We start from the raw sequence: 7,179 nt of genomic DNA on the forward strand, positions 1-7,179 counted from the left end.
CAGTTACTTTGCTGTTTAGGAGAGCAATTGATGTTTTTTAATGATCTGGTGTATGCGTTGTCTGCTAAGCCCAAGCGTTCTGGCGATATCACTTAGGTTAGTTTTGTTATTCGTGGCTAGTTGTTGTGTTAACAGGTCTTTGATCTGCTGGTGTTGTTTTAGATTCGCTCCATATCCAACGCTCGGGCCACGTCTAGTTTCAATGCTATTGATTCGTTCTACACACTCAAAGCGATGCAAGATCCCAATCAATGTGGTCCAAGTATTCAACTCRTTGAAAAGCGTCAGGCACTCTTTTTCGTTCCAAGCATTTGGCTCCGTAGGATCTAAACATCTCACAATCGCGATACACCACGAGGGCCAGTTTCTAAAATCATCTGGTTTGATTTGTTTTATTTTTTTATAGCTAGCTGGATAAGTCACTTTGCATGTCTGAACAATGTTCTTTGATAGTGTGATCCAGTCCCCTGACATAGCGCTATCTTTACAGTGACGTAGAAATACTCGTGGATGCGGCGCATAGCCGCTGAACAGATCATACAGTTGTCGTCCTAACTTTTTCTGTTTGTTAGGCTGTGCAAGATACTTTTCGTAAGCAGTGCTGTTCTGGTCGGGCAGGTGTTTCAATGCAGTGATAACTGCGTATTTTTGCTGTTTATAAAGTTTAGTGGACTTAATGGGATGGTGTTTTTCGCAGTAGTAGTGAGATCGGCTGCGTAGACGCCAGCATAGTGCGCAGTAAGGTAGAACACTGTTCCAACGAACCTCTTCCTCTTGATGTTGTGGAGTGAGTGAACGCAGATCCTTTAACCCCCAGAGCACTTGATCTAAATAATCAGTGTGTTGCTGGCTATCAAGCCCGAACCCCCGCAAATCTAGCACCGTTTAAATAAGTTTAATTGTTTTATTTAATCCGCCATAAATTTCTACGATATCTGCAAGCTTGATAGCGTTGGAGCTACGGTGCTTTTGGAGTACAGAATCATGTTGACTGAGTAACGTGTTAAACCATGGTTCGAGAACAATGTTCCGAAAGGCATCGACAGCGTATGAATACCCAGAACGACGTCGCTGAGCAATTTTACAACCTTGAGATTCGGCCTGGTTTTTTAAGTCATTAATTGCTGTTTCTAGCTGTACTCTCAATGCATTGCGTTTTTGATCTAAGCTCATTAGCTATCATGTCAATATGGTTTGTTGCTTATTCTATATTATGAGTCAGGTGATGAGAATCTAAGATGCGACTAAATAATAGAGAAATAAAGGTAATAAAATGTTTGTAAGACAAGAGCAGTTAGCGAAAGAAATCGGGGGTAAGCGTAAGTACTTTGTGGCGTTGGCGTCGGGATGGAAAAATGCCACCCGTTGTTACGCTTAGTTCTAGGGTAGTGGGCTGGCAGAGAAAAGACATTGAGCGATGGCTAGAAGAACAAAAATAGATACAACTTGTTACTGCGAGAACAGTGTTCTCGCTTAACCTTCGTAAATATAAAGTAAGTCATTGTTTGCATGATTAATAACACGAATAAAAAATGCTCTTGCAGGAACCTTGTTCCTGCTTTTGTCTATCTCAGGGAGCTAATTTCTTCTTAAATCTTCATCAGTTGAACGGAGAACGATGTTCTCCGAATGACGAAAGACAGAGTTAGGTGTTATCCGACTCGTGTTTGGGTATCTCAGGCAAAGGCTGATAGCTTTCAAACGCTACTACGAGAACACGGTTCTTGCTCACATCATCAAAAACTAAAGTCTGCTCATTTCATTGATAGATAAAAAGCCCTCTCAGTGCAGAACTCTGTGGTGAAAAATGTGTTACCTATTATCTTTCATAAGTGGGTTTGTCAGAACCAATGGGGTAATGAACGTAAGCTCTGAAACACTTTTGCCCCTTTTCGTGTTAACACGGAGACTGTCCTGTTACCAGACTTGTGTTTCAATAGTGCCTTGTAGTATCGAAAACACTTACCTCAAACTCTAGAGATTTATGTACTATACCACCTACTGGAAGCTTGATGGGTGGTATTGACGTGAACTTATCTCAAATTGATCTGAATTTGCTCTTTGTTTTAAAGCACTTGCTCGAAGAGAAGCATGTATCTAACACCGCTATGGCTTTAAATATGAGCCAGTCTGCGGTAAGTCGAGCACTGCAAAAAATGAGAGTTTTCTTTAATGACGAATTACTGGTGCGCAAGAAATACGGCTATGAACTGACTCCAAAAGCAGAGTCAGTAAGGCAAGACATCAATAATGTGATTACCAGTTTAGAAAAACTTGCCCATAGAGACTCGTTTGATCCGAGCACTGTATCAAGCACCGTTAAGGTTTACGGCCTTCTTCCTCAGATTAATACCTTAATGCCTAAGGTTATCGCTAAGATTCGGCAAGAGGCTCCAAACCTTAAGGTCAGTTTGGACTCAGCACCAAAACGTCATTTTGATGCGTTGGTGGCTGGAGATGTTCATTTCGCACTTTCCTCTCATCAACCGCCAAGCTCTGAGCAAAATATCTATCGAATGGTTGTTGCTAAGCGCACTTTCCGTTTGCTTATGAACCGCTATCATCCACTGGCCGATTTAGAGCTAACTCCAGAGCGTTTGGCCGAATTTGACTTTGGACAAGTCTCTTTGCAGGGTGAGAAGCGATTGTCGTTTGAGCATAAATACCAAGAGCTAGGGTTAGCGAACAAAAAAAAGCGTTTATCAGCACCAGTGCAACTGAATAACTTTAGTTCAGCTCCAAGTATCGCAGCCGAGACTGAGATTATATTTCATCTACCGACACCTTTTGCAGAGGCAGCTTGTCAAGACCCTCGCTTGATCGTTCGAGAAGTACCTGCCGAGCTACAGTTGGACTTTCAAGAAGTCTTCCTATATTGGCACAAACGCTTTAACGATGATCCTATGTGTGAATGGGTACGAGAGATCTTTAAACAGCTCTATGTTGGAACCGATACTTTAGCTTAAATGCTTATATCGGGTAATTCGTGGTTAACTATTCGTATATTGGATAGTGATATTCTCTTTTCTCGATAGTGATTAACTTGTCAGTGATTATGATAATCAGGTTTAATTGATAATAATTATTAAATGCAATTACATTTTAAGCCTATTCAATATGAAGCCTCTTTTCACATACTCTCTATTTTCTACATCAGTTGTTTCTGCTTGTATTACTGTACCTATGGTCGTTGTTGCAAATGACCAGTTACCTGAGACTGGTATCAATACAACAGCAATGGAAACCGTAGTGGTTACAGCCTCTGGTTACGAACAGAATGTCACAGAAGCGCCAGCAACAATAAGTGTTCTCACCCGAGAGCAACTTGAAAATCGCTCATATAAAGATTTGACTGATGCTTTAAGTGATATACCTGGGGTAACCGTTACAGGAGGTGGTGATGGCCAAGATATCTCAATTCGAGGTATGCCTGCTCAATATACGGCCATTCTTGTTGATGGCAGGAAGCAGTCTGGTCGAGAAACTCAAACTAATGGTAGTACGTTTACTGAACAAGACTGGCTTCCCCCGTTGAGTGCAATTGAACGTATTGAAGTTGTACGTGGCCCTATGTCAACCCTTTATGGGTCTGATGCTTTGGGGGGGGTTATTAATATTATTACGCGTAAAAATTATCAAGAGTGGCACGGAAGCTTGCGTGCAGAAACGACGCTTCAAGAAAATTCAAAATCTGGCAATAGCTATCAAGGGCAGCTTTACCTTGCTGGCCCTGTCATTGATGGTCTGTTGAGTACTTCTTTGACTGGACTGTATCAGGAAAGAAAAGAAGATGAAATTGAAGGTGGTTATGCAGGTAAGACACTCGACAACTATCGAGCTTCTTTGTACCTCACACCTACCTCGGATGACACTTTTACTCTGGAGTTCACCAATCACAACCAAGAGCGAGAGACCACTCTAGGTAAATCAGTGGAGCGAGAGTCTCAAGTTGCAGTACGAGAATATGAACGCCAATCTATTGGTTTTAGCCACGACGGAAACTACTCTTGGGGTACAAGTTCTTCATTTATCAGTAATGAAACAGTAAAAAATATCGGTGCAGATAAAGAAGTCGAGAATAGTCAAATTAATACGCAATGGGGTCTGCCTCTTAATGCTCACTACTTAACATTGGGCGCATCTTTCGAGCAAAAGGATCTGACTGATAATAAACTGTCATTGACCTCTAAAAACAAGCAATGGGCAGTATTTGCTGAGGACGAGTGGTATCTCACGGATACATTCGCTCTCACCCTTGGTTTACGTTACGACGACAATGAGATCTTTGACGGGCAATTTAGCCCAAGAGCTTACGGGGTCTGGTCTATTGACCCTAGTTGGACGCTAAAAGGTGGTGTGTCTACGGGTTATCGAGCACCTAGTTTGACACAAATGGACGAAGAGTGGGTTCAAGAGAGCTGTAGAGAACGTTGTTCTATTTACGGTAATCCAGACTTAACAGCAGAAACCTCCATCAATACAGAGATGGGACTGTATTACGTTAATGAGCGAGACCTTTCTGCAAACATTACTTTGTTTTACAGCGACTTCAAAGACAAGATCGAAAGTGAGTTTGTCGATCCGACTTGTACTGATAGTAGAAGTTGCGACCGCACTTACGTCAACATTGATGATGCGATCAGCTATGGTGCAGAAAGTTCCGTATCTAAGGGTATTACAGAGTCAATTACACTAAGTGCGACCTACTCGTATACTCGTAGTGAAAAGAGCACTAATGACGATGATGATAGCTTGCCTCTTGTACAAGCACCTGAACATATCTTCTCACTTAATGGTGATTGGGCAGTGCGTGATGATGTTGCTTCATGGGCCCGTATGAACTATCAAGGCAAAGAGAAAAATAACATTACTAGTGATAGCACAAGAACTTTGGCACCTTCTATTACTTACGTGGATCTCGGTGTGAACTGGCGTGTAACTAAAAATGTGAAGTTAATGGCAGCGGTTTATAACTTGTTCGATGAGCAAACCACAGAGGAAGAGTTTGGCTACATTGAAGATGGCCGACGCTACTGGTTAGCTGCTGAAGCGACTTTCTAATCTACTCACTTTTTTAAGCGAATAACAAAACAATGAATACGAAAATTAAGTCTGCGATGACCTCTCTGCTACTTATGCCCTTTGTCTGTTTGGCTGGGGAGTTCAATGTAGAGAAGGATATCTTGTTCAAAACTGTAGGTGAAAGAGAGATTAAACTCGATCTTTATACTCCTTCGGTTGAATCAAATACTCAGTACCCGTTATTAGTCTGGGTACATGGTGGTGCATGGAAACGTGGGAGCAAAGACGCCATCCCAGAAAAGAACCCATTATTACTTCAGTCTGTGTTGAATGAAGGTTATGCGCTAGCTTCAGTTGATTATCGTTTAAGTGGAGAAGCGATCTTTCCTCAACCAGTACAAGACATTAATGATGCACTGAACTATTTGTACGACAATGCTGAAAAGCTCGGTATTAAAGCGGACAATGTTGTGATAATGGGACGCTCTGCTGGCGGGCACCTCGCTGGCTTTATTGGTGCGACTAACTCGGCATACAACCAAGTAGATTTCTATGAGCCACCAAAGTACAAGGTCTCAGCCGTAGTAAGCTTTTTTGGCCCTACCGATTTACTTGAGTTAAGTAATAAAGGTGGCAAGAAAACCAGCAAAAAATCGTCTGTATCTCGTTTCTTAGGAGATATTCCAAACAATATTCCAAAGCTTGCCAAGAAAGCATCAACGACGAGTTATGTGAATGAAAATACTCCACCATATATACAGTTACACGGCACCTTGGATAAGCGAGTGCCTCTATCTCAAAGTGAGATACTTAAGGCTAAGCTTGATGAGTATGGAGTTACCAACCAACTTTTCATTGAAGAAGGTGTAGGACACAGTGCACCTGTCTTTGATACCGAGAAGTACGTTACTCATGTTTTGGACTTCTTAAATAAACACTTTCCGAACTAACAGCTCTAGTCAATATAAGGCTTAAAAGTTCAAGGAGGGGAATACTGAGCCAACTGTGATTACAGTTGGCTTTTTCATGTATCTCTATTGGACATTTTATCATTCTGATTAATGGGAGCGGCTGGCTCATTTTCAGGCAGTCGTTGAATAAATCTATGGCTACTTTAGGGTATGTATTCTAACGTACTTCTGTCCAAAAGTGAGTCAGTGATTTTTGGGAGTGCCAGCATCTGCCTACTCGTGATTTGTCACAATTAAGTGCGTGTTTCTGCCAACCCTCTTCAAATCTCGAATCGCAGCTTCTTTTTTCGCAATCCGCAGGGGGCGATCTGAAGTTATGGTATTGTTGATAATGTCAATATAATCACGTTTTGTATGTGTGAACTCGATAACTCCGTAGTGGGTTCTAAACTCCCCTTTACGCCCTGTTGTCATGATAGTGATTCGATCAAGCATCACTTGGGAAATGACGCTGTATTCTGAGAGTGCTGATTCTAGAGAGATGTAATTGTACTCTCCCCGTCGCAAGCATTTAGCAATGTATTCAATAGTATAACCACCCCTATGACGGCTGTATGAGAATATATAAACACCATTACACGCCCGCTCTAGTACTCCTGCTTTTACTAAACGTAGCAAGCTTTGCTGGAATGCTGTAAGTGAATCATCAAAAAATAATCTCCTGAGATCACTCTTTCGATAAACATGTATGCCTTGTCTATCAAACTTATGCAGTCGTTCTAATGCAGTCTCGATTTTCACTTCAATACTCATAAATAGTCACAAAAAGTAAGTATGACATATATTTTTGTCCACTTGTGATTGAAGATACGCAATTGGTGATCGCTAATACCCCCTTCGTGCTCCCTGCTTGGTTTTTCTCGGTTAGGATCCTAACTTAGAATTTCTAGTGAATGTAGTTGCTGCTATGAGGCTAGGGAAATAGAAGCACTAATCGCGGCCAGACTCCGATGTGCATTCTCGGTTAGGATCCTAACTCAGAAATTATGATGATGAATATGATTATTTTGAGTTAGGGGGGTGGTAACAATAATAGCCATAATCGGATCTTTTTCATTTTGAGGAAAGAGTGAAGTTAATTACTATTTCTCTAATTTAATAATTAAAAAAACAAACGGTTTTTATTTAATAATTAAATGTTAATGTGATTTTTAAAATAGTGGTTAAAGGTCCTTTACAAAGAGGA

General features: G+C 41.2%; 6 protein-coding genes. 4 read left to right on the top strand and 2 right to left on the bottom strand.

Annotated features, from left to right (window positions below; translation table 11 throughout):
- Window positions 1-885 precede the first annotated feature (885 nt).
- Window positions 886-1,173: a hypothetical protein gene (locus BZJ18_RS17635; protein ID WP_241825001.1), complete on the bottom strand. Its 288-nt coding sequence runs from the start codon at window positions 1,171-1,173 to the stop codon at window positions 886-888.
- 182 nt (window positions 1,174-1,355) lie between these two features.
- On the opposite strand from BZJ18_RS17635, the gene BZJ18_RS17640 reads away from it, so the two are divergent.
- From BZJ18_RS17640 to BZJ18_RS16405, 4 genes are all read left to right on the top strand, one after another.
- The gene (locus BZJ18_RS17640) at window positions 1,356-1,439 is read left to right on the top strand and encodes an AlpA family phage regulatory protein (RefSeq protein ID WP_239524785.1); all 84 of its coding nucleotides are present in this window, start codon (window positions 1,356-1,358) and stop codon (window positions 1,437-1,439) included.
- 573 nt (window positions 1,440-2,012) lie between these two features.
- A complete protein-coding gene (locus BZJ18_RS16395; RefSeq protein ID WP_218955748.1) occupies window positions 2,013-2,966 on the top strand; it encodes a LysR family transcriptional regulator in 954 nt (317 codons plus the stop codon).
- A gap of 151 nt (window positions 2,967-3,117) precedes the next feature.
- On the top strand, window positions 3,118-5,061 hold the full coding sequence (locus BZJ18_RS16400; RefSeq protein WP_077458356.1) for a TonB-dependent receptor domain-containing protein: 1,944 nt from the start codon (window positions 3,118-3,120) through the stop codon (window positions 5,059-5,061).
- A 32-nt stretch (window positions 5,062-5,093) separates the two neighbouring features.
- On the top strand, window positions 5,094-5,972 hold the full coding sequence (locus tag BZJ18_RS16405) for an alpha/beta hydrolase (protein ID WP_047008504.1): 879 nt from the start codon (window positions 5,094-5,096) through the stop codon (window positions 5,970-5,972).
- A 234-nt stretch (window positions 5,973-6,206) separates the two neighbouring features.
- On the opposite strand, the gene abiEi is transcribed toward BZJ18_RS16405, so the two are convergent.
- A complete protein-coding gene (abiEi, locus tag BZJ18_RS16410; protein ID WP_077458358.1) occupies window positions 6,207-6,746 on the bottom strand; it encodes a type IV toxin-antitoxin system AbiEi family antitoxin in 540 nt (179 codons plus the stop codon).
- Window positions 6,747-7,179 lie beyond the last annotated feature (433 nt).

This window comes from Salinivibrio sp. IB872 (assembly GCF_001995345.1).
Classification (GTDB): Bacteria; Pseudomonadota; Gammaproteobacteria; order Enterobacterales; family Vibrionaceae; genus Salinivibrio; species Salinivibrio proteolyticus.